The organism is Luteimonas sp. MC1828, from assembly GCF_016461615.1.
In the GTDB taxonomy this organism is placed as follows: Bacteria; Pseudomonadota; Gammaproteobacteria; order Xanthomonadales; family Xanthomonadaceae; genus Luteimonas.
On sequence record NZ_JAEMNY010000001.1, the window covers coordinates 753,880 to 776,521 of the forward strand.

Genomic DNA, 22,642 nt, shown 5'->3' on the forward strand with positions numbered 1-22,642 from the left:
CGCGGCGAGGGCGGGTGTGCGCCGTGTTTCTGCGTGGTGCCGGTCTTGCCCTTCGCGGGCTTCGTGCCCGACGCCTGGCCTGGCCCGGCCTTCGCGGATGGGGTGTCGCGGCCGTGGCCGCCCTTGCCTGTGGTCTTTGTCATCGGGCAATTGTACGCGCCGGCCGTGGTGAACTTCTCACGCAGCCGTTGACAGCGCAGCACTGCATTGCAACAATGCGCGCCCACCTGCCCGGGTGGCGGAATTGGTAGACGCACTAGCTTCAGGTGCTAGCGGGGGCAACTCCGTGGAGGTTCGAGTCCTCTTCCGGGCACCATCTACAAGTCGCGGGGCCATGCCCTTCGACGAGATGACACGAAACCCCGCGAAAGCGGGGTTTTTTGTTGCGCGTAGAATCGCAGGGCTTCCACAACAGCCGCGACCGCAGTCCCGATGAACGACACCGTCCGCCCCGTTTTCCACGGCTTCGAACAGATCCCGCTGCGCGAGTACGCCGAGCGCGCCTACCTCGACTATTCGATGTACGTGGTGCTCGACCGCGCCCTGCCCTTCATCGGCGACGGCCTGAAGCCGGTGCAGCGGCGGATCATCTTCGCGATGAGCGAGCTCGGCCTCGGCGCCGGCGCGAAGCCGAAGAAATCCGCGCGCACCGTGGGCGACGTGATCGGCAAGTACCACCCGCACGGCGACAGCGCCTGCTATGAAGCCCTGGTGCTGATGGCGCAGCCGTTCTCGTACCGCTATCCGCTGATCGAAGGCCAGGGCAACTTCGGCTCGGCCGACGATCCCAAGTCGTTCGCGGCCATGCGCTACACCGAGTCCAAGCTCACGCCGATCGCCGAAGCGCTGCTCGGCGAACTGGGCCACGGCACGGTCGACTGGGTACCGAACTTCGACGGCACGCTCGAGGAGCCCACCTGGCTGCCGGCACGCCTGCCGCACCTGCTGCTCAACGGCACTACCGGCATCGCGGTGGGCATGGCCACCGACGTGCCGCCGCACAACCTCAATGAAGTGGTCAGCGCCTGCGTGCGCCTGATCGACGACCCCGAGGCCACGGTCGCCGACCTCTGCGAGCACGTGCGCGGCCCGGACTACCCCACGGGCGCGGAGATCATCACCCCGGCGGCCGACCTGCGCGCGATCTACGAAACCGGCCACGGCAGCGTGCGTTCGCGCGCCACCTTCGAACGCGAAGGCGCCAACATCGTCATCACCACGCTGCCCTACCAGGCCAGCCCCGGCAAGGTGATCGAACAGATCGCCGCGCAGATGCGCGCCAAGAAGCTGCCGTGGCTGGAGGACATCCGCGACGAGTCCGACCACGCCAACGCGGTGCGCCTGGTGCTGATCCCGCGCTCCAACCGGGTCGACGCCGACCAGCTGATGGGCCACCTGTTCGCCACCACCGACCTGGAGAAGAGCCACCGGGTCAACCTCAACATCATCGGCCGCGACGGACGACCGCAGGTCAAGGACCTGCGCACGCTGCTGATGGAGTGGCTGGCGTTCCGCGCCGACACCGTCACCCGCCGCCTGCAGCACCGCCTGGAGAAGGTGGAGCGCCGCCTGCACATGCTGGAAGGCCTGCTGGTGGCGTTCCTCAACCTGGACGAGGTGATCCGCATCATCCGCACCGAGGACGATCCCAAGGCCGTCCTGCAGGCGCGCTTCGCGCTCGACGACGACCAGGTGGACTACATCCTGGAAACGAAGCTGCGCCAGCTGGCGCGGCTGGAGGAAATGAAGATCCGCGGCGAGCAGGACGCGCTGGCCGCGGAGCGCGAGACGCTGGTGGCCACCCTCGGCAGCAAGGCCAGGCTGCGCAAGATGGTCAAGGACGAGCTGCTCGCCGATGCGAAGAAGTTCGGCGACGCGCGCCGCTCGCCGCTGGTCGAGCGCGGCGCCGCGCAGGCGCTGGCCGAGACCGATCTCGTGGCGAGCGAGCCGGTGACCATCGTGCTCAGCCAGAAGGGCTGGGTGCGTGCCGCCAAGGGCCACGACGTCGACGCGTCGGGACTGTCCTATCGCGAAGGCGATGCACCGCTGCAGGCCGTGCGCGGGCGCACCACACAGCAGGTCGCCTTCCTCGACTCCACCGGACGCAGCTACTCCACGCTGGCGCACGGCCTGCCGTCGGCGCGCGGCAACGGCGAACCGCTGACCGGCCGCTTCTCGCCGGCGGCGGGCGCGGCATTCGTGGCGATGGCCAGCGGCGAGAACGACAGCCGCTTCGCACTGGCGTCATCGGCCGGCTACGGCTTCGTGACCCGCTTCGAGAACCTGACCGGACGGCAGAAGGCCGGCAAGGCGATGCTGTCGCTGTCGCCCGAGGCGCGCGTGCTGCAACCGGCGCCGGTGGCCAACGTGGAGCGCGACCGCATCGTGGCCGTGACCAGCGCCGGACACCTGCTGGTGTTCCCGGTGTCGGAACTTCCCGAGCTCGATCGCGGCAAGGGCAACAAGATCATCGAGATCCCCAAGGCCAAGCGCGCCACCGAGCGCGTGGTGGCGATCGTCTCGGTGCCCGAGGGCGGCAGCCTGGCGGTGAAGTCCGGCGCGCGCACCATGAGCCTGTCCTGGCGAGAGCTCGAACCCTACATCGCGGCGCGCGGCAGCCGCGGTGGCCTGCTGCCACGCGGCTGGCAGAAGGTCGACGCGCTCTCGGTCGAATAAGACCGCATAATCGATCCTTCCTGAGGGGGAGGATCGTGCATGGTGCGCTGGTGCCTGCGGCTGGCGTCGTTGTTGCTGTTGTCGGTGGCGCTCGCGGCGCTGGCGGGATGGTGGGCGCTGCGCGCCAACCTGCCGCAGCTTGACGGCACTGCCGGGCTTCCCGGCCTCGCGACCCAAGTCACCGTGACCCGCGACGCGCTCGGCGTGACCACCATCGACGCGGGCAACGAAGCCGATGCGATGCGCGCGCTGGGTTACGTGCACGCGCAGGAACGCTACTTCGAAATGGACCTGATGCGCCGCACCGCGGCCGGCGAACTTGCGGCGCTGTTCGGGCCGGTCGCGCTGGACGCCGACCGAACACACCGCGTGCACCGCATGCGCGCGCGCATCGCCACCCACCTCGACACCATCCTCGGCGACCGGCGCGCACAACTCGATGCCTATGTCGAAGGCGTCAACGCCGGGCTGGCCGCGCTCGATGCGCGTCCCTGGCCCTACCTGCTGCTGCGCACCGCGCCGGAGCCGTGGCGCGCGGAGGATTCGGCGTTGGTCGCGTTCGCGATGTATTTCGACCTGCAGGACGCCGGCAACGCCCGCGAGCACGCGCTATTGAAGATGCGCCCGCACCTGCCGGAGCCGCTGTACGCGCTGGTGACCCACGCCGGCTCCAGCTGGGACGCGCCGCTGTTCGGCGATCCGATCGGCGATGCCGTGCTGCCCGATGCCGGAGCGGTCGACCTGCGCCAGCTGCCGGCGCCGGTCAACGGCGACACCGGCGCGCTCCCCGATGCGCCGCAGCCGGGGAGCAACAATTTCGCTGTGGCAGGCACGTTGACCACCGACGGCCGCGCGATCGTCGCCGACGACATGCACCTGGGTCTGCGCGCGCCCGGCACCTGGTTCCGCGCGCGGCTGCACTACGGCGATGCAGGCACGCCGTCCGGCGGCGTCGACGTCTCCGGTTTCACCCTGCCCGGCCTGCCCGCGGTGATCGTGGGCTCGAACCGCCACGTGGCCTGGGGCTTCACAAACAGCTATGGCGACTACCTCGACTGGGCCGTTGAAACGCCTTGCGGCGATACGCCGACGCAGCAATGCGCCGCGGTGGAGACGCACCGCGAGACGATCGCCGTCGCCGGCGCCGATGCGGTCGTGCTGGACGTGCGCGAGACCGCCTGGGGCCCGGTCCTGCACGAATTCGACGGTGGCCGCGTGCTCAGCCTGCGGTGGACGGCGCACCTGCCCGGCGCGGTCAACTTCGGCCTTGCGGGCATGGCGCGCGCCCGGGACATCGACCACGCGCTGGTGCTCGCCCGCGACGCCGCCATGCCCACCCAGAACCTTGTCATCGGCGACCGCGGCGGACGCATCGCCTGGCGGCTGATCGGACCGCTTCCGCAGCGCGCATCCGGCTGTACACCGATGCTCCCCCCGCTGGACGCAGGCCCCGACGCGTGTCCTCCCTGGCCGGCCAGCACGCGCAACGCCCCGACCCTGGCCTCGCCCACCGCGGACCGCCTGTGGGCGGCCAACAACCGCGTGGTGAGCGGGCCAGCGCTGGACCGCCTCGGCGACGGTGGCTACGCACTGGGTGCGCGCGGCGCGCAGATCCGCGACGCGCTGCGCGCCACCGGGACCTTCGACGAACGCACCCTGCTGGCCATCCAGCTCGACGACCGCGCGCTGTTCCTCGAGCGCTGGTGGCAGCTGCTGCGCGAACGCGCGGCGGCATCCTCCACGCCGGCGATGGACGCGCTGGCCGACGCGGCCGCGACCTGGGAAGGTCGCGCCGATCCCGCATCCACCAGCTACCGCGTGGTGCGTGCCTGGCGCATCGCGGTCAACGAGCGCATCGCCGACGGCCTGCTGGCCCCCGCGCGCGCGGCACTCGGCGACGATTTCGCGATGCCCGCGCTGCCGCAGCTGGAAGGCGTCGCCTGGCCACTGGTGTCGCAGCGTCCCGCGCACCTGCTGCCGCGACGCTTCGCCAGCTGGGAGGCGCTGTTCGAGGATGCCGCCGTGGCGGTTCGCGACGAATTGTCCGGACAGGGCCCGCTGGCCGAACGCAGCTGGGGCGAATACAACACCGCGCGCATCTGCCACCCGCTGGCTTCGGTGTTGCCGAAGCCGGTGCGCGGGTGGCTGTGCATGCCGGCCGACGCGCTGCCCGGCGACACCCACATGCCGCGCGTGCAGGGTCCGGCGTTCGGCGCGTCGCAGCGCATGGTGGTGTCGCCGGGCCGCGAGGCCGACGGCATCATCCACATGCCCGGCGGACAGAGCGGGCATCCGCTGTCGCCGTTCTGGGGCGCCGGCCACGATGACTGGGTGCACGGCCGCCCGACCCCGTTCCTGCCGGGCAAGGCAGAGCACGCACTGGTGCTGGCACCACGCTGAGGCGCGCCGGGATCATCCGCTGGACGGCTGGTGCACGCCGAGCACCGCGCGTCCCGACGGATCGGCCTGGCCGGCGAAGGACGCATCCCAGGCGATCGCCGCGGGCGACGAGCAGGCGATCGACGGCCCGCCCGGCACGGTGCGCGCGCAGGCCGCGCCAGGGAACGCATCCTCGAACAGGCTGCGATACCAGTAGGCTTCGCGCGTCGCCGGCGGGGCGTGTGGAAACCGCTGCGCCGCGTCCGCGAATGCCCGCTCGCCGACGACCTGCGCGGCATGCGCCTTCAGCGCGTCGATCCAGCCGTAGCCGACGCCGTCGCTGAACTGCTCCTTCTGCCGCCACAGGATGCTGTCGGGCAGCAGCCCGTCGAACGCCTCGCGCAGCACCGCCTTTTCGATCGGCCGGCGTGCCGTGCCGCGCTCGCGCACCATCTTCTCGCCGGCGTCCATGCCCATTGCCAGGTCGAGGAACTCCAGGTCCAGGAACGGCACGCGCGCCTCGACGCCCCAGGCCATCATCGCCTTGTTGGCGCGCAGGCAGTCGTACTGGTACAGCGCATCGAGCTTGCGCACCGTCTCCTCGTGGAACGCGCGCGCGTCGGGCGCCTTGTGGAAGTACAGGTAGCCACCGAAGATCTCGTCGCTGCCCTCGCCCGACAGGACCATCTTCACGCCCATCGCCTTGATGCGCCGCGCCAGCAGGTACATCGGCGTGGATGCGCGCACCGTGGTCACGTCGTGGCTTTCGATGTGCCGGATCACCTCCGGCACCGCGTCGATGCCTTCCTGCAAGGTGTAGACGAAGCCGTGGTGCACCGTGCCGAGTGCGGCGGCCGCGACTTCCGCCGCTGCGAGGTCTGGCGAGCCCTCCAGGCCGATGGCGAACGAGTGCAGCCGTGGCCACCACGCTTCGGACGCGTCGTCATCCTCGATCCGCCGCCGCGCGAAGCGCGCGGCGCAGGCGGCGACCAGCGACGAATCCAGCCCGCCCGACAGCAGCACGCCGTAGGGCACGTCGCTCATCATCTGCCGGTGGACGGCGGCCTCGAAGGCGTGCCGCAGCGCGTCCGGTTCGACCACCACGCCGCGCGTCGCGTCATGGTCGCGCCACGCGGGAGAGAAGTAGCGGTGCAACGTGCCGGTCGCGGTGTCGTACCAGTGGCCCGGAGGGAACTGCGCCACGTCGTCGCAGTGCCGGGCCAGCGCCTTCATTTCGGATGCGACCCACAGCCGGCCGTCACCGTCATGGCCCCAGTAGAGCGGGCAGACGCCGATCGGGTCGCGCGCAATCACCGCGCGACCGCGCACGCTGTCCCATAGGGCGAACGCGAAGATGCCGTTGAGCCGCGCCAACCACGGGCCGATGTCATCCGCCTCTGCGCCGGTATCCGCGCGACCGGCGTGGTGGCTGTACAGCGCGTTGATCACCTCGCAGTCGGAACCGGTCTGGAACGCGTAGCCATCCTGCAGCCCGTCCTGCAGCTCGCGATGGTTGTAGATCTCGCCATTGACCGCCAGCACCAGGCTGCCGTCGGCCGAACGCAGCGGCTGCGCGCCGCCGGCCGGGTCGACGATCGCCAGCCGCTCGTGCACGAGGAGTGCGGCCGGTTCGGCATGCACGCCGGACCAGTCCGGACCGCGATGGCGCTGCAGCGCCGAGAGCGACAGCGCCAGGGGACGCAGCAGGGACACGTCGGCCCCGGGGCGAAGGTCGAAGATGCCGAGGATGGAACACATGGCGTAGCTCCTTGTGCCGGCAATCACCGGCGGTGGAACGCCTGCGCGGAAACGAAAAACCCGCGCCGGGCGCGGGTTTCGGGTTGCCTGGCTGGTGTCGCCTGCCTAGTCGCCCGCCCGCGGATCGCGCACGCGATTGTCCGAACCGCGATTGTTGCGGTTGCAGGCAGTGCGCGTGGCGGCGGGGTGGCGGGACATGGCCTCGAAACTAGCCTCCACTCCACGTGGCCGTCAAGCGCGCGTGACGCCCTCTTTCCTCCCACCCGCTGAACGCGTTCCGCACGGGTGCCGATGCATCACCCCCGATTCATCGCCTGGGGATCCAGAATGTCGCCACCCTCAAGGAGCGAACGAACATGACCCGGAACCACCGCATCCGCACGCTCGTACTCGCGCTGGGCCTTGGCCTGGCAGCCACCGCCGCCACCGCATCCGCCCAGACCATCGGCTACAACACCCGCACCGGCGATGTCTGGGTCGATTCACGCCTGGGCGAGATCAACGACTATGGCCGCCAGTACCGCGACCCGTTCATGGACGAGATGACCGGCTATTACGGTGCGCCGCGCCCGCTGCTGGTCGAACTGCTCGACCAGCGCCGCTGGGCCCCGGGCGACGTGTACTACGCGTGCGCGCTTGCGCATTCGCTGCGCATCCCGTGCCGCGACGTCGTGCGCGAGTACGACCGCCACCCCGGCCAGGGTTGGGGCGCGACCGCGCAGCGCCTGGGCATCAAGCCCGGTTCACCGGCGTTCCACGCGCTCAAGCGCGGCCAGGTGGATACCTACGGCCGCTGGGGCCATCCGATCGTGATCGACCGTGACGTGCGCGTCGACTGGTCGCGCCCGGATCGCCGAGGCGGCAAGGCTTCGCACGACAGGCCGGGCCGCGGGCACGCGGAGCATGCCGCGCCGGGCAAAGGCCAGGGTGCAAGCCAGGGCCGAGGCAATGGCAATGGCAAGGGCAGCCAGGGCAACGGCAAGGGCCGCGGCAATGGCAACAACGGAAACGGCAACGGAAACGGCAAGGGTCCCGGCAAGCCCTGAACGTCGCGGCCGCGTACCGGCCACCTGTTCACTTCGACGGCCACCGCATTCCGGTGGCCGTCGCCGTTTGCGGCTCAGGCGGGAGTGAGCAGGTGCTCGATCAGCGCCTGGTAGATCCCGGGCAGCGCTTCGAGATCGGCGACCGCCACGTGCTCGTCGACCTGGTGGATGCTGGCGTTCACCGGGCCGATCTCGATGCACTGCGCACCCAGCGGCGCGATGAAGCGCGCATCCGAGGTGCCGCCACCCGTGCTCTCCTCGGGCTCGCTGCCGGTCATGCGCGCCAGCACCTCGCGCGCGGCGGCGCGCAGCGGCCCTTCCGGCGTGTGGAACGGCTCGCCGCTGCGATGCCAGCCAATGTCGAAGTCGAGGCCATGGCGGGCCAGCATCGATTCGATCGTCGACTCCAGCCGCGACGCATCCCAGTGCGGGTTGTAGCGCAGGTTGAAGTGCACCGTGAACTCACCCGGGATCACGTTGCCCGCGCCGGTACCGGCCTGCACGTTGCTGACCTGCAGGCTGGTGGGCGGGAAGCTCTCGAAGCCCTCGTCCCAGCTTCGCGCGGTCAGTTCCGCGAGCGCCGGCAATGCGGCGTGCACCGGGTTGCGGGCCTTCTCCGGATACGCGACATGCCCCTGGATGCCGCGCACCAGCAACGTCGCCGACAGCGAACCGCGACGGCCGACGCGCACCAGGTCACCGAGGCGCGAGCTCGATGAAGGTTCACCGGTAATGCACCAGTCGATGCGCTGGCCGCGTTCGCGGAACACCTGCGCCACCCGGCGCACGCCGTCGATCGCATCGCCCTCCTCGTCGGAGGTCAGCAGCAGCGCGACGGTGCCGCGATGGTCCGGGTGCGCGGCCACGAACCGCTCCATGGCAACCACGAACGCCGCCACGCTGCCTTTCATGTCGGCGGTGCCGCGACCGTACAGCCTGCCGTCGCGCACCTCGGGCACGAACGGGTCGCTGGCCCAGGTTTCGCGCGGGCCCGGCGGCACGACGTCGGTATGGCCCAGAAGCACCAGCACCGGCCCACCCTCGCCGTGCGTGGCCCACAGGTTGTCGACCGCACCGAAGCGCAGCGACTCGCAGGCGAAGCCGGCGCGCGCGAGGCGCCCGGCCAGCAGCTCCTGGCAGCCGGCATCGTCCGGCGTCACCGAGGGGCGCATGACCAGCTCCTTCGTCAGCGCCAGCACCTCGCTCATGCGTCCACTCCAAAGCGCTTCTTGAAGCCGTTGTCGCTGAAGCCCTGGCTGAGCACGCCGTCGTCGGTGACCACAACCGGGCGCCGGACCAGCTGCGGGTATTCACGCAGCAGCAGCTTCCATTCGGCATCCGAACCCGCCGCCTTGCGGTGCTCCGGCAGCTGCCGCCACGTGGTCGAGGCCTTGTTGACCAGCAGCGCGAAACCGCCGGCCTGCGCCGCCCAGTCCTGCAGCATCTCGGGTTCGGGTTTGCTGGCGCGATAGTCGACGAACGTATGCGCGATGCCGAACCGGTCCAGCCACTTGCGCGCCTTGCGGCAGGTGTCGCAGTTGTCGAGTCCGTACAGGGTGGTCATCGAATGCCTCCGCGCCCGCTCAGAGCGCGTGCCCGCGCAGCAGCTCGTTGACCGAGGTCTTGGCGCGCGTGCGCGCGTCGACCTGCTTGACGATCACCGCGCAGTACAGCGAATGCGTGCCGTCCGCGGCCGGCAGCGAACCCGCCACCACCACGCTGCCCGGCGGCACCACGCCGTAGCTGGTCTCGCCGGTCATGCGGTTGTAGATGCGCGTCGACTGGCCGAGGAACACGCCCATGCCGATCACGCTGTGGTGGCCGACGATCACGCCTTCCACCACTTCCGAGCGCGCGCCGATGAAGCAGTGGTCCTCGATGATCGTGGGTGCCGCCTGCAGCGGCTCCAGCACGCCGCCGATGCCCGCGCCGCCGGAGATGTGGCAATGCTTGCCGACCTGCGCGCAGGAGCCGACCGTGGCCCAGGTGTCGACCATGGTGCCGGTGCCGATGTGCGCGCCGATGTTCACGAACGAGGGCATCAGCACCACGTCCTTGTCGATGAAGCTGCCGCGCCGTGCGATGGCGCCCGGCAGCACGCGCACGCCGGCCTTGCGGAACGCGGCCTCGTCGAAGTCCTCGAAGCGCAGCGGGATCTTGTCCCAGTACGGCGACGGCCAGCCTTCCATGACCTCCATCTCCTGGACGCGGAAGTACAGCAGCACCGCCTTCTTGAGCCATTCGTTGACGGTCCAGCCGCCGGCGCCGTCCGGCTCGGCGACGCGCAGGCGACCACTGTCGAGGCCGTCGATCACGCGCTCCACCAGCGGCCGGGTCGAACCCTCGAGTTCCTCCGGCGTCAGCGTGGCGCGCCGTTCCCAGGCGCTGTCGATCATGAAGGCGAGGTCCTGCTCCGGCTTCCTCGCGGCGGGTTGGGCGGCGGCAGCCGGGGTAGCGGGCTTGCTGGCCTTCTTCGCGGACTTGGTCGCCGTCGTGGCCTTCCCCGCCGTCGATGACTCGGTAGTCTTCGCCAGGTCGGTCGTCTTCGCGGTCGCCGCCTTCTTCGCGGGCGGCTTCTTCTTCGTGGTCATGCGGGTGGTTCTCCATCGATCCTGGCCAGGAGCGCTTCGTGCAATCGGGCACATGCGTCCTGGTCCAGCGGTTTGTTGTCCTGTCCGGTGATCCGGAACACGTCTTCGGCGCGCGCGCCGAAGGTCGCGATGCGTGCGTCGTGCACGCGCAACCCCTGGCGGCGCAGCACATGCGCGACATCGGCAAGCAGGCCGGGCCGGTCGGTGCAGACCAGGCTGAGCACCGTGGCACCGCCGTCGCCGACGGTTGCGAAATCGACCTGCGGAAGTATGCGGAAATGGCGCAGGTGGCGCGGCTGCGCGCGGCGTGCGGGGCGCACGCGGTCCAGTGGCGCGGCCAGCACGGCCGCCAGCTCGCGCGCAATGCCCTGCACGTCACCTTCCACGCGCGCATCGGCGGGCAGCACCTGGAAGCTGTCGAAGATCGCGCCGCCGGGCCCGTCGAGGGCGCGCGCGTGCTGGATCTCCAGGCCCAACCGGTCGAGCGTGATCACGATTGCCGCGAACAGGCCGTCGCGGTCGTCGCCATGCACGAACACCTCCATCGCCTGGCTGCCGGCGGCCAGCAGGCGCGCGCGTACCACGACCCCGGCACCACCGGACTCGCGCAGCGCGCGCGCCTGCCAGGCGATCTGTTCGGGGCGTGCGCGCAGGAAGCTCGCCTCCGGGAACTGCCGGAGCAGCGCATCGGCCTCCGCATCGGCCACGCCATCGGCGGCCAGCAGCGCCTTCGCCGCGGCGTGCGCCTCCACGATGCGCTCCCCGGCCGCCACGGGATGTTCCAGTCCGCGGCGCAACGCCAGGCGGGTGGCATTGCGCAGGTCCGCCAGCAGGCGGTCCTTCCAGGCGTTCCACAGCTTGGGCGAGGTGCCCGCGATGTCGGCGCAGGTGAGCAGGTACAGATGGTCGAGGCGCTCGCGATCGGCGACTTCGGTGGCGAAGCGGTGTATCACCGCGGGATCGCTGATGTCCTGCTTCTGCGCGGTGATCGACATCAACAGGTGCTTGCGCACCAGCCATTCGACCAGCGCGGTATCGCCCTCGCCCAGGCCGTGCGCCTCGCCGAAAGCGCGCGCATCGACCGCACCGAGCTCGGAATGGTCGCCGCCGCGGCCCTTGGCGATGTCATGGAACAGCCCCGCCAGCAGCAGGAGCTCCGGCTTGCGCAGCGTCGGCCAGACCTCGTGCGCCATCGAGAAGCGTGCGTCGGCATCGTCGCCGGCGAACGCCGCCAGGTTGCGCAGCACGGCCAGCGTGTGCTGGTCCACCGTGTACATGTGGAACAGGTCGAACTGCATGCGCCCGGACACCTGCGCGAAGGCCGGGATCCAGCGCCCCAGCACGCCCAGGCGCGCCATGCGTTCCAGCGTGCGCACCGGGACCGGCCCGCGCAGCAGCGCCATGAAGGCGGCACGCGCTTCGGGCGTGGCGTCGCCATAGGCCGGCAGCGCGGGCAGCGCCTCGGCCAGCGCGCGCGCGGTGTGCGTGTGCAGTCCGCGCAGCTCGCCGAGCCGCGCCCAGGTCGCGAACAGCGCGAACACCGCGCCGATGTCGCCATGCGGCCAGTGATGATCGCGCGCGGCGAGATAGCCGCGGCGCAGTTCGAAGTCGTCGTCCACCGGTTCGGGCGCGGCGGTGCCGTCGAAGTGCTCCTCGAAACGCTGCAGCAGGCGGTCGCCGATGCGGCGGACCACCGCGGCGCTCTGGTAGAAGCCCTGCATCATCTGCTCGACGCCGAGGTTGTCGCCGTCGTCGGAAAACCCGAGGCGCGCGGCCAGCGGCTTCTGGTGGTCGAAACGCAGGCGTTCCTCGGCGCGCCCCGCCACCAGGTGCAGGCCGAAGCGCAGGCGCCCGAGCGCGCGGCGCTCGCGGTCCAGGGCCGCGGCCTCGTCGGCGCCGACCTGGCCCAGCGCAACCAAGGGCTGCAGCTCGTGCGTGCCGAACGCGCGCCGCGCCATCCAGCCCACCGTCTGCAGGTCGCGCAGCCCGCCCGGGCCTTCCTTGAGGTTGGGCTCGAGGTTGTCGGATGTGTCGCCGAAGCGCGCATGGCGCCGCGCGAGTTCGTCGGCCTTGGCCAGGTAGAAGTCGCGCGCAGGCCACGCGCGGTCCGGCGCGATGGCACGGGCCAGCGCGGCCACGGCATCCGCGTGCGCCACCAGCGCCCGCGCATCGAGCAGCGCGGTCATCACCGTCAGGTCGACGGCGGCGGCGGTGCACTGCTCGGGCGAGCGCGTGGCGTGGCTGGCGGCCAGTCCGGCGTCCCACAGCAGGGCGATGAAGCGCGCCAGCGCCTCGCGATGGCGCTCCTGGGCCTCCGGCTCCGCCAGCACCAGCAGGTCGATGTCGGAGTGCGGGAACAGCTCGCCGCGGCCGTAGCCGCCGACGGCGAACAGCGCCGCATCGGCGTCGGCGGGCAGGCAGCGCCGCCAGGCCGCGACCACGATCGCGTCGACCGCGCGCGCGCGCAGCGCGGTCAGGCGATCGGCGTCAATGCCGAGGTCGAAGCGTCCCGCGAGCTCCGCATCGCCCAGCAGCAGCGATTCGCGCTGTTCGAGCGCCCAGCCGGCATCGCCTTCACGCGGCGTGCAACCGGTCGCGTCCGGGGGCATGGGCGCGGCCGTGGACATCTCAGAGCCCGTTGTCGTCGCCGGGCAGGCGGGTCAGGATCTCGACCCCGTCGGCGGTCACCGCGACCATGTGCTCCCACTGCGCGGACAACTTGCGGTCCTTGGTGACCACGGTCCAGCCGTCGGGCAGCAGGCGCGTATGGCGCGCGCCCTCGTTGATCATCGGCTCGATGGTGAAGGTCATGCCCTCCTCCAGCACCAGGCCTTCGCCCGGGCGCCCGTAGTGCAGCACCTGCGGCTCCTCGTGGTAGACCAGCCCGATGCCGTGGCCGCAGTACTCGCGCACCACGCTGAAGCGCTCGGACTCGGCGTACGACTGGATGGCGTGGCCGATGTCGCCGAGGGTGGCGCCCGGCTTCACCGCGCGGATGCCGCGGAACATCGCCTCGCGCGTCACCTCCACCAGGCGCTTGGCCATCACCGACGGCGTGCCGACGAAATACATGCGGCTGGTGTCGCCGTGCCAGCCGTCCTTGATGACGGTGACGTCGATATTGATGATGTCGCCGTCCTTCAGGACCTTGGCTTCGTTGGGGATGCCATGGCAGATGACGTTGTTGACCGAGATGCAGGTGGTCTTGGGGTAGCCCTTGTAGCCGACGTTGGCCGGCGTGGCGTGCTGCACGTTGACGATATGGTCGTGGCAGATGCGGTCCAGCTCCTCGGTGGTCACGCCCGGCACCACGTGCGGGGCGACCACCTGCAGCACCTCGGCGGCCAGGGCGCCGGAGACGCGCATCTTCTCGATCTGTTCGGGGGTCTTGGGCTTGATCATGGCGGGCATTATCGCCGATCGGGGTGGCCGCTGGACCCCACCTTGCTCCGCAGCGCCACGATCCGCTAGAATCCGCGGGTTCGCTTGCCGGCTTGTCCGGCTGCGACCGCCCACGCCGGGCGCCACCGGCGAATACACACCCGCTGCAACCACCCGTTCCGGGGTGTCCCCAGTCCGCGAGGACCAGGGATCTGGACACGGAGGCAGCGGGGAGGCCCAACCCCGGAACCTTTCGCCACGTCGCCGATGCGGGCTACGGCGGTGAGCCGCCCCACCCTTCCGGCGGCCGGGTTCCCCATCAGGAGTCACAAGCAATGTCCCAGGTCACCATGCGCCAGATGCTGGAAGCCGGCGTCCATTTCGGCCACCAGACCCGCTACTGGAACCCCAAGATGGCGCCGTACATCTTCGGTGCCCGCGGCAAGATCCACATCATCAACCTCGAGAAGACCGTTCCGCTGTTCAACGACGCGATGAACTTCATCTCGGGCATCGCCCAGAAGCGCGGCATGATCCTGTTCGTCGGCACCAAGCGCAGCGCGCGCGATCCGATCAAGGAAGAAGCCGAGCGTTGCGGCATGCCGTACATGACCCAGCGCTGGCTGGGCGGCACGCTGACCAACTTCCGCACGGTGAAGGGCTCGGTCTCGCGCCTGAAGACGCTGGAAGCCGGCGAGACCGACGGCAGCTTCGACAAGCTGGTCAAGCACGAAGTCCTCGGCCTGCGCCGTGAGCGCGAGAAGCTGCTGGCTTCGCTGGGCGGCATCAAGGAAATGAACCGCCTGCCCGACGCGCTGTTCGTGATCGACGTCGGCCATGAAGACATCGCCATCAAGGAAGCCAAGAAGCTCGGCATCCCGGTGATCGCGGTCGTCGACACCAACTACGACCCGGCCCTGGTCGACTACGCCATCCCCGGCAACGACGACGCCATCCGCGCCGTGCAGCTGTACGCCCGCGCCGCGGCCGACGCCGTGCTCGAGGGCAAGGCCGCCGCGCCGAGCGCCGCCAACGTGCGCGAGGAAGAGTTCACCGAAGGCGCCGATGGCGACAAGCCGCGTCGCGCCCCGGCCCGCAAGGCCAAGCCTGCCGACGCCGCCAAGGGCGCCGACGAAGCCGCGACCGACGCGCCTGCCGCCGACGCGGCACCTGCGGCCGAGTAAGGCACACCCACGCCCCAGCGGCGTGCCAGGCGGCCGCGCCATCGTGCGCGGCCGCCGACTATCGAACCCACAGCTACCGAGGTCCCCATGGAAATCACCGCAACCCTGGTCAAGGAACTGCGCGAGCGCACCGGCGCCGGCATGATGGAATGCAAGAAGGCCCTGACCGAGGCCGGCGGCAACGTCGACGCCGCCGCCGAGGCGCTGCGCAAGTCCGGCCTGGCCAAGGCCGACAAGAAGGCCGACCGCGTCGCCGCCGAGGGCCGCATCGTGGCCGCGCAGGCCGACGGCCGCGCCGTGCTGGTCGAAGTCAATTCCGAGACCGACTTCGTCGCCAAGGACGAGAACTTCCTCGCCTTCACCCAGTCCGTGGCCGACGCCGCGCTTGGCGTGCAGGACATCGACGCGCTCAAGTCCGCCACCGTTGATGGCAAGACCGTCGACGAAGCACGCGCCGCGCTGATCGCCAAGGTCGGCGAGAACGTGCAGGTGCGCCGCATGGCCACCATCGCCAGCAGCGACAACGTCGCCGCGTACGTGCACGGCGGCCGCATCGGCGTGCTGGTCGAGCTGAAGGGCGGCGACGTCGAGCTCGCGCGTGGCCTGGCCATGCACGTGGCCGCGATGAACCCGCCCTACAACAAGGCGGCCGACGTTCCGGCCGAGTTCCTTGCCAAGGAAAAGGAAATCGAGCTGGCCAAGATGTCCGAAAAGGACCGCGCCAAGCCGGCCGAGATCCTCGAGAAGATCATCGGCGGCAAGGTCGCCAAGATCGTCAACGAGGTCTCGCTGTACGGCCAGGCCTACGTGCTCGATACCAACCAGACCGTCGAGCAGGTGCTGAAGGCCGCCGGCGCCGACGTCGTGCGCTTCGAGCGCCTGGCGGTTGGCGAAGGCATCGAGAAGGTGGTCGAGGACTACGCCGCCGAAGTGATGAAGCAGGCCGGCCTGGCCTGACCCGCCGCGCGGCGGAAACGCCGTGATGCAGAGGGGCCGCGGAGCGATCCGCGGCCTTTTTTTGTTGCGCGATCGGCCGCCTGCGGTCGCGCGATCGGATAGAATCCACGCCGCTGTCCGCCGGAGTATCCCCATGTCGCAACTCGCTTACCGCCGTGTCCTGCTCAAGCTGTCCGGCGAGGCTCTGATGGGTGAAGAGGACTACGGCATCGACCCCAAGGTCATCGGTCGGCTGGCGCGCGAGATCATCGAAGCCCAGCAGGCCGGCGCCGAGATTGGCGTCGTGGTCGGCGGCGGCAACATCTTCCGTGGCGCGGGCCTTGCGGCCGGCGGCATGGACCGCGTGACCGGTGACCAGATGGGCATGCTGGCCACCGTGATCAACGCGCTGGCGATGCAGGACGCGCTGGAGAAACTCGGCGCGCGCGCACGCGTCATGAGCGCGATCAAGATCAACGACGTCTGCGAGGACTACATCCGCCGCCGCGCGATCCGCCATCTCGAAAAGGGCCGCATCGCGATCTTCGCCGCCGGCACCGGCAATCCCTTCTTCACCACCGACTCGGGCGCCGCGCTGCGCGCGATCGAGATCGGCGCCGACCTGCTGCTCAAGGCCACCAAGGTCGACGGCGTGTACGACGCCGACCCGAAGAAGCACCCCGGCGCCACGCGCTTCGATCGCCTGACCTATGACGAAGTCCTCGGCCGCGACCTGCAGGTGATGGACACCGCGGCGTTCGCGCTGTGCCGCGACGCCGACATGCCGCTGCGCATCTTCGACATGGAGCAGCCGGGCCAGCTGCTGCGCATCCTGCGCGGCGAGCCGATCGGCACCCTGGTCCAGGGCCGCGGCTGAGCGTCACCTGTTCGCCGCTGGAATAGTGTCCGCGGCCCCGCGGTGGCAGGCTGCTGCCCATGCAAGCTCCAGACGACCACGACCACGGCCATGACATCGGCCACGGCCACGGCCACCACCACGGCCCCGCCCCGGGATCGTCGACGCGTGCCTTCGCCGCCGTCACCCTCGTCAACCTGGGCTACACCGCACTCGAGGCCGGCTACGGTTTCCTGACCAATTCGCTGGCGCTGCTTTCCGACGCCCTGCACAACCTCGGCGACGTGCTCGGCCTGGCGCTGGCCTGGGGCGCCGCGGCGATGGCCCAGTGGCCGGCCACCGAACGCCATACCTACGGCTGGCGGCGCGCCACCCTGCTCTCGCCGCTGGCCAACGCCACCCTGCTGGTCGGCCTGTCCGGCGCACTGGCGTGGGAAGCGGTGCGGCGCCTGTCCGCGCCGCCCGAGGTCCCGGGCATGACCATCGTGGTGGTCGCAGCAATCGGCATCGCGGTGAACCTGGGCAGCGCGCTGCTGGTCCACGGCGGCCACGGCCATGACCTCAACCGCCGCGGCGCCTACCTCCACCTGCTGGCCGACGCGGCGATCTCCCTGGCCACGGTGGTTGCCGGCATCGGCATGCTGGCATGGGGCTGGGCGTGGCTGGACCCGGTCACCGCGCTTCTGGTGGGCGTGGTGGTGGCCGTGGGTGCCGCGCGCCTGCTGCGCGACAGTTTCGACGCCGCGATGGACGCGGTGCCGACCGGGATCGACCACGCCGCGGTACGCGCGTTCCTCGCCGGCCAGCCCGGCGTCAGTTCGGTGCACCACGTGCACATCTGGTCGCTCGGCGCGGGCGAAGTGGCGATGACGGCGCACCTGGTGCGACCGTCGGGCGACGACGACGACCACTTCCTGCATGCGTTGGGCGGATCGCTGGAGGCGCGTTTCGGAATCGGCCATGCCACGCTGCAGCTCGAACGTCGTGGCGAAGCCTGCGACAGGCAGGAGCATGGAGGGAGCGGCCCAGCGCGGGGCTGAGGCCGCGCGCGTCGCGGCATCGCCTATAATCCGCCGCTTGCTTACCCGCAGCGAGGCCACGATGCCCAACCAGATCAAGAAAGACGCGCAAGCGCGCATGGCGAAGAGCGTCGAGGCCCTGCGCCACGACCTGGGCAAGGTGCGCACCGGGCGCGCCTCCACCGCGCTGGTCGACCACCTGAGGGTCAACTATTACGGCTCCGACATGCCGCTGACGCAGGTCGCCTCGGTCACGGTCAGCGACGCGCGCACCCTGACCATCACGCCCTGGGAAAAGCAGATGGTCAGTGCCGTGGAGAAGGCGATCCTGGCCTCCGACCTCGGCCTGACGCCCAACACCTCGGGCATGGTCATCCGCATCAACCTGCCGGCGCTGACCGAAGAGCGCCGCCGTGACCTGACCAAGGTCGTGCACAGCGAAGGCGAGAGCGCGAAGGTCGCGATCCGCAACATCCGCCGCGACGCCAACCAGCAGGTCAAGGACATGCTGAAGGAGAAGGCGATCTCCGAGGATGACGAGCGCCGCAGCGAAACCGAGATCCAGAAGATCACCGACGAGGCGATCAAGGATGTCGATGAGGTGGTCAAGGCCAAGGAGCAGGAGCTGATGGCGGTCTGATGGCGGCACGATGAGCGCCTCCGCCACACCGCAACCGGTACCGCGCCACGTGGCCGTCATCATGGACGGCAACGGCCGCTGGGCCGCACGTCGCAAGCGCCCGCGCGCCATCGGCCATCGCGCCGGCGCGCGCGCGGTCAACCTGTGCATCGATTTCTGCATTGAACGCGGCATCGAAGCGCTGACGCTGTTCGCGTTCTCCAGCGAAAACTGGGGCCGCCCCGCCGACGAAGTCGGGGCCCTGATGAAGCTGTTCCTCAACGCCCTGGATCGCGAAGTCGGCGAATTGCACCGGCGCGGCGTGCGCGTGCGTTTCATCGGCGAGCGCAGCCGCTTCGACCCCGCCATCGCCAGCCGCATGCAGGCGGCCGAGGCGTTGACCGCGGGCAACACCCGGTTGGCGCTGTCGATCGCCGCCAGCTATGGCGGGCGGCAGGACATCGCCCGCGCCGCGCGTGAGCTGGCCGCGGAAGTGGCCGCTGGCCGCATGTCGCCCGAAGACATCGACGAGTCCGCACTCGCCGCACGCCTTGCGCTGGCCGACGTGCCGGCCCCGGACCTCTTCATCCGCACCGGCGGCGACCTGCGCATCAGCAATTTCCTGCTGTGGCAGCTGGCCTATACCGAACTCTGGTTCACCGACCTGCTGTGGCCCGACCTGGATGTCGCCACGCTTGAACAGGCGCTCGACGCCTTCGCCAGCCGCGAGCGCCGTTTCGGGCTGACCGGCGAACAGGTGGCCGTGGCCGCCGCCCCGACCACGGACACCCGGACCCAATGACCCGAACCCGCCTCATCGCCGCCTTCATCATGGGACCGGCCGCCATCGCGGCCGTGCTCCTGCTGCCGACCCAGTGGATGGTGCTGCTTGCCGCGGTCATCTTCCTGGCCGGCATGTGGGAGTGGTTCGCCCTGGCCGAGATCGAGGACACGCTGGCACGCGGCGCGCTGCTGGTGCTCAACCTGCTGCTGATGGTCGCCCTGGCCTGGGCCACCGGTGGCTCGGGCGGGACCATGGTGCTGTTCAAGCTCGCGCTGGTGGTGGGCGTGGTGTGGTGGCTGCTGGCCATGCTGTGGCTCGTGCATTACGACTTCGCCTCCGACCACGACACCAATGCGCGCGTGTTCAAGCTGGCGGCGGCGACGCTCGCGGTGATCCCCGCGTGGTGCGCGCTCGCGCTGCTGCATCACGACGGCCCGGGCTGGCTGCTGCTGGCCCTGGGCATCATCTGGGCCACCGATACCGGCGCCTATTTCGCCGGCCGTGCATGGGGCAAGCGCAAGCTGGCGCCGCGCATCAGCCCCAACAAGACCGTCGCCGGCCTGGTCGGCGGCCTGGCCGCGGGCATCCTGGTCGCGGTGCTCGGCGCCTGGCTGCTGGGCACGCAGCCGTCCCACTTGGCCCTCGTGGCGCTGGTGGCGCTGTTGACCGTGCTGTTCTCGGTCGTCGGCGACCTGTTCGAGAGCCTGCTCAAGCGCCACGTCGGCGCCAAGGACTCGGGCAACCTGATCCCCGGCCATGGCGGAGTCATGGACCGCCTCGACAGTGTGCTCGCCGCACTCCCGGTGTTCGCGCTGGGCAAGTTCTGGCTGGGCTTCTGATGCAACGCGTGGCGATCCTCGGCGCGACCGGCTCGATCGGCGCGTCCGCGCTCGACGTCGTGGCGCGCCATCCCGATACGATGCGCGCCAGCGTGCTGGCCGCCGGCAGCAATGTCGCCGCACTGGTCGCGCTGTGCCGCAGGCATCGGCCGGACGATGCGGTGATCGCCGACGAGTCGGGCTTCGCGGCGCTTCGCGACGGCCTCGCCGATGCAGGCCTGGCCACCCGCGCACATGCCGGCGCTGCGGCCATCGACGCGCTTGCCTCCGGGCCTGGCTGCGACACCGTGGTCGCCGCGATCGTCGGCGCCGCCGGCCTCGACTCCACCCTCGCCGCTGCACGCGCCGGCAAGCGCCTGCTGCTGGCCAACAAGGAGTCGCTGGTGCTGGCGGGCGAACTGATGATGGCTGCGGCCCGCGAAGGCGGCGCGCAGATCATTCCGATCGACAGCGAGCACAACGCCATCTTCCAGTGCCTGCCGCGCGATGGCGCCGGCGCAGGAGTGCGGCGCATCGTGCTGACCGCATCCGGCGGGCCGTTCCGCGGACGCGATCGGGCCACGCTGGCCAACGTCACGCCGGCGCAGGCCGTGGCCCATCCCAAGTGGTCGATGGGCCCGAAGATCTCGGTGGATTCGGCCACGCTGATGAACAAGGGCCTCGAAGTGATCGAGGCCTGCCACCTGTTCGGCCTGCCGCCGGAGCGGGTCGACGTGCTGGTCCACCCGCAGAGCCTGGTGCATTCGCTGGTCGAGTTCATCGACGGCTCCACCCTCGCCCAGCTTGGACTGCCCGACATGCGCACGGCGCTCGCGGTCGGCCTGGGTTGGCCGGAACGGGTGCAGTCGGGTGTCGCCGGCCTCGACCTGCTGGCGCACGGGCGGCTCGATTTCGAGGCGCCCGACACCGCCGCCTTCCCCTGCCTGCGCCTGGCCTATGCCGCCCTGGCCGCTGGTGGAACAGCACCTGCGGTGCTCAATGCCGCCAACGAAGTCGCGGTTTCAGCCTTCCTTCAGGGCCGGGTAGGCTTCCTGTCCATTCCCGTGCTCGTCGAAGAGACACTGGAGGCGCTGCCTGCACGCGCCGCAGACACGCTCGACGCACTGCGCGAAGCCGACAATGAAGCACGCCGCGTCGCCAGCGCCGCACTGTCCCGCCACCCCGCCTGACGCACACGGATCCGCGCCCCCCAATGAGTACGTTCCTCGGTTCGGTGTGGTGGATGATCGTCAGCCTTGGCGTGCTGGTGACGTTCCACGAGTTCGGCCACTACTGGGTGGCGCGCCGCAACGGCGTCAAGGTGCTGCGCTTTTCGATCGGCTTCGGCAGGCCGCTGTGGTCGCGTCGCGGTCGCGACGGTACCGAGTACGTGATCGCCGCGCTGCCGCTGGGCGGTTACGTGAAGATGCTCGACGAGCGCGAAGGCGACGTCGATCCCGCCGAGGCCTCGCAGGCCTTCAACCGCCAGTCGGTGTGGCGCCGGATCGCCATCGTCGCCGCCGGCCCGCTCGCCAACCTGTTGTTGTGCATCGCGCTGCTGTGGGCGATGTTCGTGATCGGCCGCCCCGATTTCCTGCCGGTGCTGGGCCAGGTCCAGGGCATCGCCGCCGAAGCCGGCCTGGCGCGCGGCGACACGGTGCTCGCCGTCGGCGAACGCGCCACGCCGACCTGGAGCGAGGCGGCGATCGCGCTGACGACGGCGGCCATGGACCGCGGCGACCTCGACGTGCGCGTGCGCACCCCCGAGGGCGACGAAGCCACCCGCACCCTGCGGCTGGCCTCGCTGCCCGCGGACATGGACGAGCGCCGCGCGGTCCGCGCCATCGGCCTGGTGCCCCGCAGCCACCTGCTGCCGGCGATCGTGGGCAGCGTGCGCGAGGACAGCGCCGCCTGGGGCGTGCTGGCCGACGGCGACCGCATCACCGCCATCGATGGCAGCCCCGTCGATTCCTTCGACGCGATCGGCCCGCTGGTGCAGGCCCTCGGCGAGCAGGGCGGCGCTGGCATGGTGGAGGTGCAGCGCGACGGCGAGCGCCTGGCACTGGAACTCACCCCCACCCTGGCTGAAGTGGAAGGCCGCGCGCCTTTCTGGGCGCTGGGCATCACTCCCGACACCGCGCAGGCGCCGACGCCGGATGCCCTGTTGCGCCACGGCCCGCTGGCCGCCCTGCCTGCCGCGGTGGCCGAGACCGGCCGCCTGGCCAGCGACTCGCTCGGCATGATCAGGCGCCTGCTGACCGGCCGCGCTTCGGCGGAGAACGTCTCCGGGCCGATCACCATCGCCCGCTATGCCAACGCATCAGCCAATCTGGGCGCCGCGTGGTTCCTCAGTTTCCTCGCCCTGCTCTCGCTGAGCCTGGCCATCATCAACCTGCTGCCGATCCCGATCTTGGACGGCGGTCACCTGTTGTATTACCTTATCGAGTTGGTCAAGGGCAGCCCGCTCGGCGAGCGCGCGATGGTTGCCGGCCAGTACGTCGGACTTGCGATGCTCGCCGGCCTGATGGGCCTCGCGTTCTACAACGACATTCTGCAACTGGTGCGCTGACGCCACCCGCAAGACCGCTGCACGAC

At 70.4% G+C, this 22,642-nt stretch carries 18 protein-coding genes and 1 tRNA gene; 13 read left to right on the top strand and 6 right to left on the bottom strand.

Annotated features, from left to right (window positions below):
• The first annotated feature begins 229 nt into the window (after window positions 1–229).
• From JHB91_RS03580 to JHB91_RS03590, 3 genes are all read left to right on the top strand, one after another.
• A tRNA-Leu gene (locus JHB91_RS03580) sits at window positions 230–316 on the top strand.
• Window positions 317–432: 116 nt separating this feature from the next.
• The gene (parC, locus tag JHB91_RS03585; RefSeq protein WP_199471529.1) at window positions 433–2,676 is read left to right on the top strand and encodes a DNA topoisomerase IV subunit A; all 2,244 of its coding nucleotides are present in this window, start codon (window positions 433–435) and stop codon (window positions 2,674–2,676) included.
• A gap of 39 nt (window positions 2,677–2,715) precedes the next feature.
• Entirely contained in the window at window positions 2,716–5,076 is a 2,361-nt protein-coding gene (locus JHB91_RS03590; protein ID WP_199471531.1) for a penicillin acylase family protein, read from the top strand.
• A 12-nt stretch (window positions 5,077–5,088) separates the two neighbouring features.
• Here JHB91_RS03590 and asnB read toward each other — a convergent pair whose 3' ends face one another.
• Window positions 5,089–6,813 (bottom strand): asparagine synthase B, encoded by a 1,725-nt coding sequence (gene asnB / locus JHB91_RS03595; protein ID WP_199471533.1) that lies wholly within the window; start codon window positions 6,811–6,813, stop codon window positions 5,089–5,091.
• Between the two features lie 356 nt (window positions 6,814–7,169).
• Between asnB and JHB91_RS03600 the strand changes: the two genes are divergently transcribed.
• The gene (locus JHB91_RS03600; protein ID WP_199471535.1) at window positions 7,170–7,859 is read left to right on the top strand and encodes a hypothetical protein; all 690 of its coding nucleotides are present in this window, start codon (window positions 7,170–7,172) and stop codon (window positions 7,857–7,859) included.
• A gap of 74 nt (window positions 7,860–7,933) precedes the next feature.
• Here the strand turns inward: JHB91_RS03600 and dapE are convergent, their stop codons facing one another.
• Genes dapE through map form a run of 5 tightly spaced genes read right to left on the bottom strand, consistent with a single transcriptional unit; the run spans window position 7,934 to window position 13,861 of the window.
• Window positions 7,934–9,067 (bottom strand): succinyl-diaminopimelate desuccinylase, encoded by a 1,134-nt coding sequence (gene dapE, locus JHB91_RS03605; protein WP_199471537.1) that lies wholly within the window; start codon window positions 9,065–9,067, stop codon window positions 7,934–7,936.
• Window positions 9,064–9,423, bottom strand: a complete 360-nt coding sequence (locus JHB91_RS03610) for a Spx/MgsR family RNA polymerase-binding regulatory protein (protein ID WP_199372553.1) — start codon at window positions 9,421–9,423, stop codon at window positions 9,064–9,066. The genes dapE and JHB91_RS03610 overlap by 4 nt, the downstream gene beginning before the upstream one ends.
• Window positions 9,424–9,442: 19 nt before the next feature.
• A complete protein-coding gene (dapD, locus tag JHB91_RS03615) occupies window positions 9,443–10,450 on the bottom strand; it encodes a 2,3,4,5-tetrahydropyridine-2,6-dicarboxylate N-succinyltransferase (protein WP_199372552.1) in 1,008 nt (335 codons plus the stop codon).
• Window positions 10,447–13,059 carry a [protein-PII] uridylyltransferase gene (gene glnD / locus JHB91_RS03620; RefSeq protein WP_199471538.1) on the bottom strand — a complete coding sequence of 871 codons (2,613 nt, stop codon included), beginning with the start codon at window positions 13,057–13,059 and terminating at the stop codon, window positions 10,447–10,449. Before glnD ends, dapD begins: the two co-directional genes overlap by 4 nt.
• Before the next feature lie 19 nt (window positions 13,060–13,078).
• On the bottom strand, window positions 13,079–13,861 hold the full coding sequence (gene map / locus JHB91_RS03625) for a type I methionyl aminopeptidase (RefSeq protein ID WP_199372550.1): 783 nt from the start codon (window positions 13,859–13,861) through the stop codon (window positions 13,079–13,081).
• A 305-nt stretch (window positions 13,862–14,166) separates the two neighbouring features.
• Between map and rpsB the strand changes: the two genes are divergently transcribed.
• The 9 genes from rpsB (at window position 14,167) to rseP (ending at window position 22,616) form a co-directional block, all read left to right on the top strand.
• A complete protein-coding gene (rpsB, locus tag JHB91_RS03630; RefSeq protein ID WP_199372544.1) occupies window positions 14,167–15,015 on the top strand; it encodes a 30S ribosomal protein S2 in 849 nt (282 codons plus the stop codon).
• An 87-nt stretch (window positions 15,016–15,102) separates the two neighbouring features.
• Window positions 15,103–15,972 (top strand): translation elongation factor Ts, encoded by an 870-nt coding sequence (gene tsf / locus JHB91_RS03635; protein ID WP_199471541.1) that lies wholly within the window; start codon window positions 15,103–15,105, stop codon window positions 15,970–15,972.
• Window positions 15,973–16,105: 133 nt separating this feature from the next.
• Window positions 16,106–16,828: a UMP kinase gene (pyrH, locus tag JHB91_RS03640; RefSeq protein ID WP_199372542.1), complete on the top strand. Its 723-nt coding sequence runs from the start codon at window positions 16,106–16,108 to the stop codon at window positions 16,826–16,828.
• Window positions 16,829–16,887: 59 nt separating this feature from the next.
• A complete protein-coding gene (locus JHB91_RS03645; RefSeq protein WP_199471544.1) occupies window positions 16,888–17,847 on the top strand; it encodes a cation diffusion facilitator family transporter in 960 nt (319 codons plus the stop codon).
• 61 nt (window positions 17,848–17,908) lie between these two features.
• The gene (frr, locus tag JHB91_RS03650) at window positions 17,909–18,466 is read left to right on the top strand and encodes a ribosome recycling factor (RefSeq protein ID WP_199372540.1); all 558 of its coding nucleotides are present in this window, start codon (window positions 17,909–17,911) and stop codon (window positions 18,464–18,466) included.
• A gap of 10 nt (window positions 18,467–18,476) precedes the next feature.
• On the top strand, window positions 18,477–19,247 hold the full coding sequence (gene uppS, locus JHB91_RS03655; RefSeq protein WP_199372539.1) for a polyprenyl diphosphate synthase: 771 nt from the start codon (window positions 18,477–18,479) through the stop codon (window positions 19,245–19,247).
• Window positions 19,244–20,068, top strand: a complete 825-nt coding sequence (locus tag JHB91_RS03660; RefSeq protein ID WP_199471546.1) for a phosphatidate cytidylyltransferase — start codon at window positions 19,244–19,246, stop codon at window positions 20,066–20,068. The genes uppS and JHB91_RS03660 overlap by 4 nt, the downstream gene beginning before the upstream one ends.
• A complete protein-coding gene (locus JHB91_RS03665) occupies window positions 20,053–21,237 on the top strand; it encodes a 1-deoxy-D-xylulose-5-phosphate reductoisomerase (RefSeq protein ID WP_199472642.1) in 1,185 nt (394 codons plus the stop codon). Before JHB91_RS03660 ends, JHB91_RS03665 begins: the two co-directional genes overlap by 16 nt.
• Before the next feature lie 23 nt (window positions 21,238–21,260).
• Window positions 21,261–22,616 (top strand): RIP metalloprotease RseP, encoded by a 1,356-nt coding sequence (rseP, locus tag JHB91_RS03670; RefSeq protein WP_199471547.1) that lies wholly within the window; start codon window positions 21,261–21,263, stop codon window positions 22,614–22,616.
• Window positions 22,617–22,642: the final 26 nt, after the last annotated feature.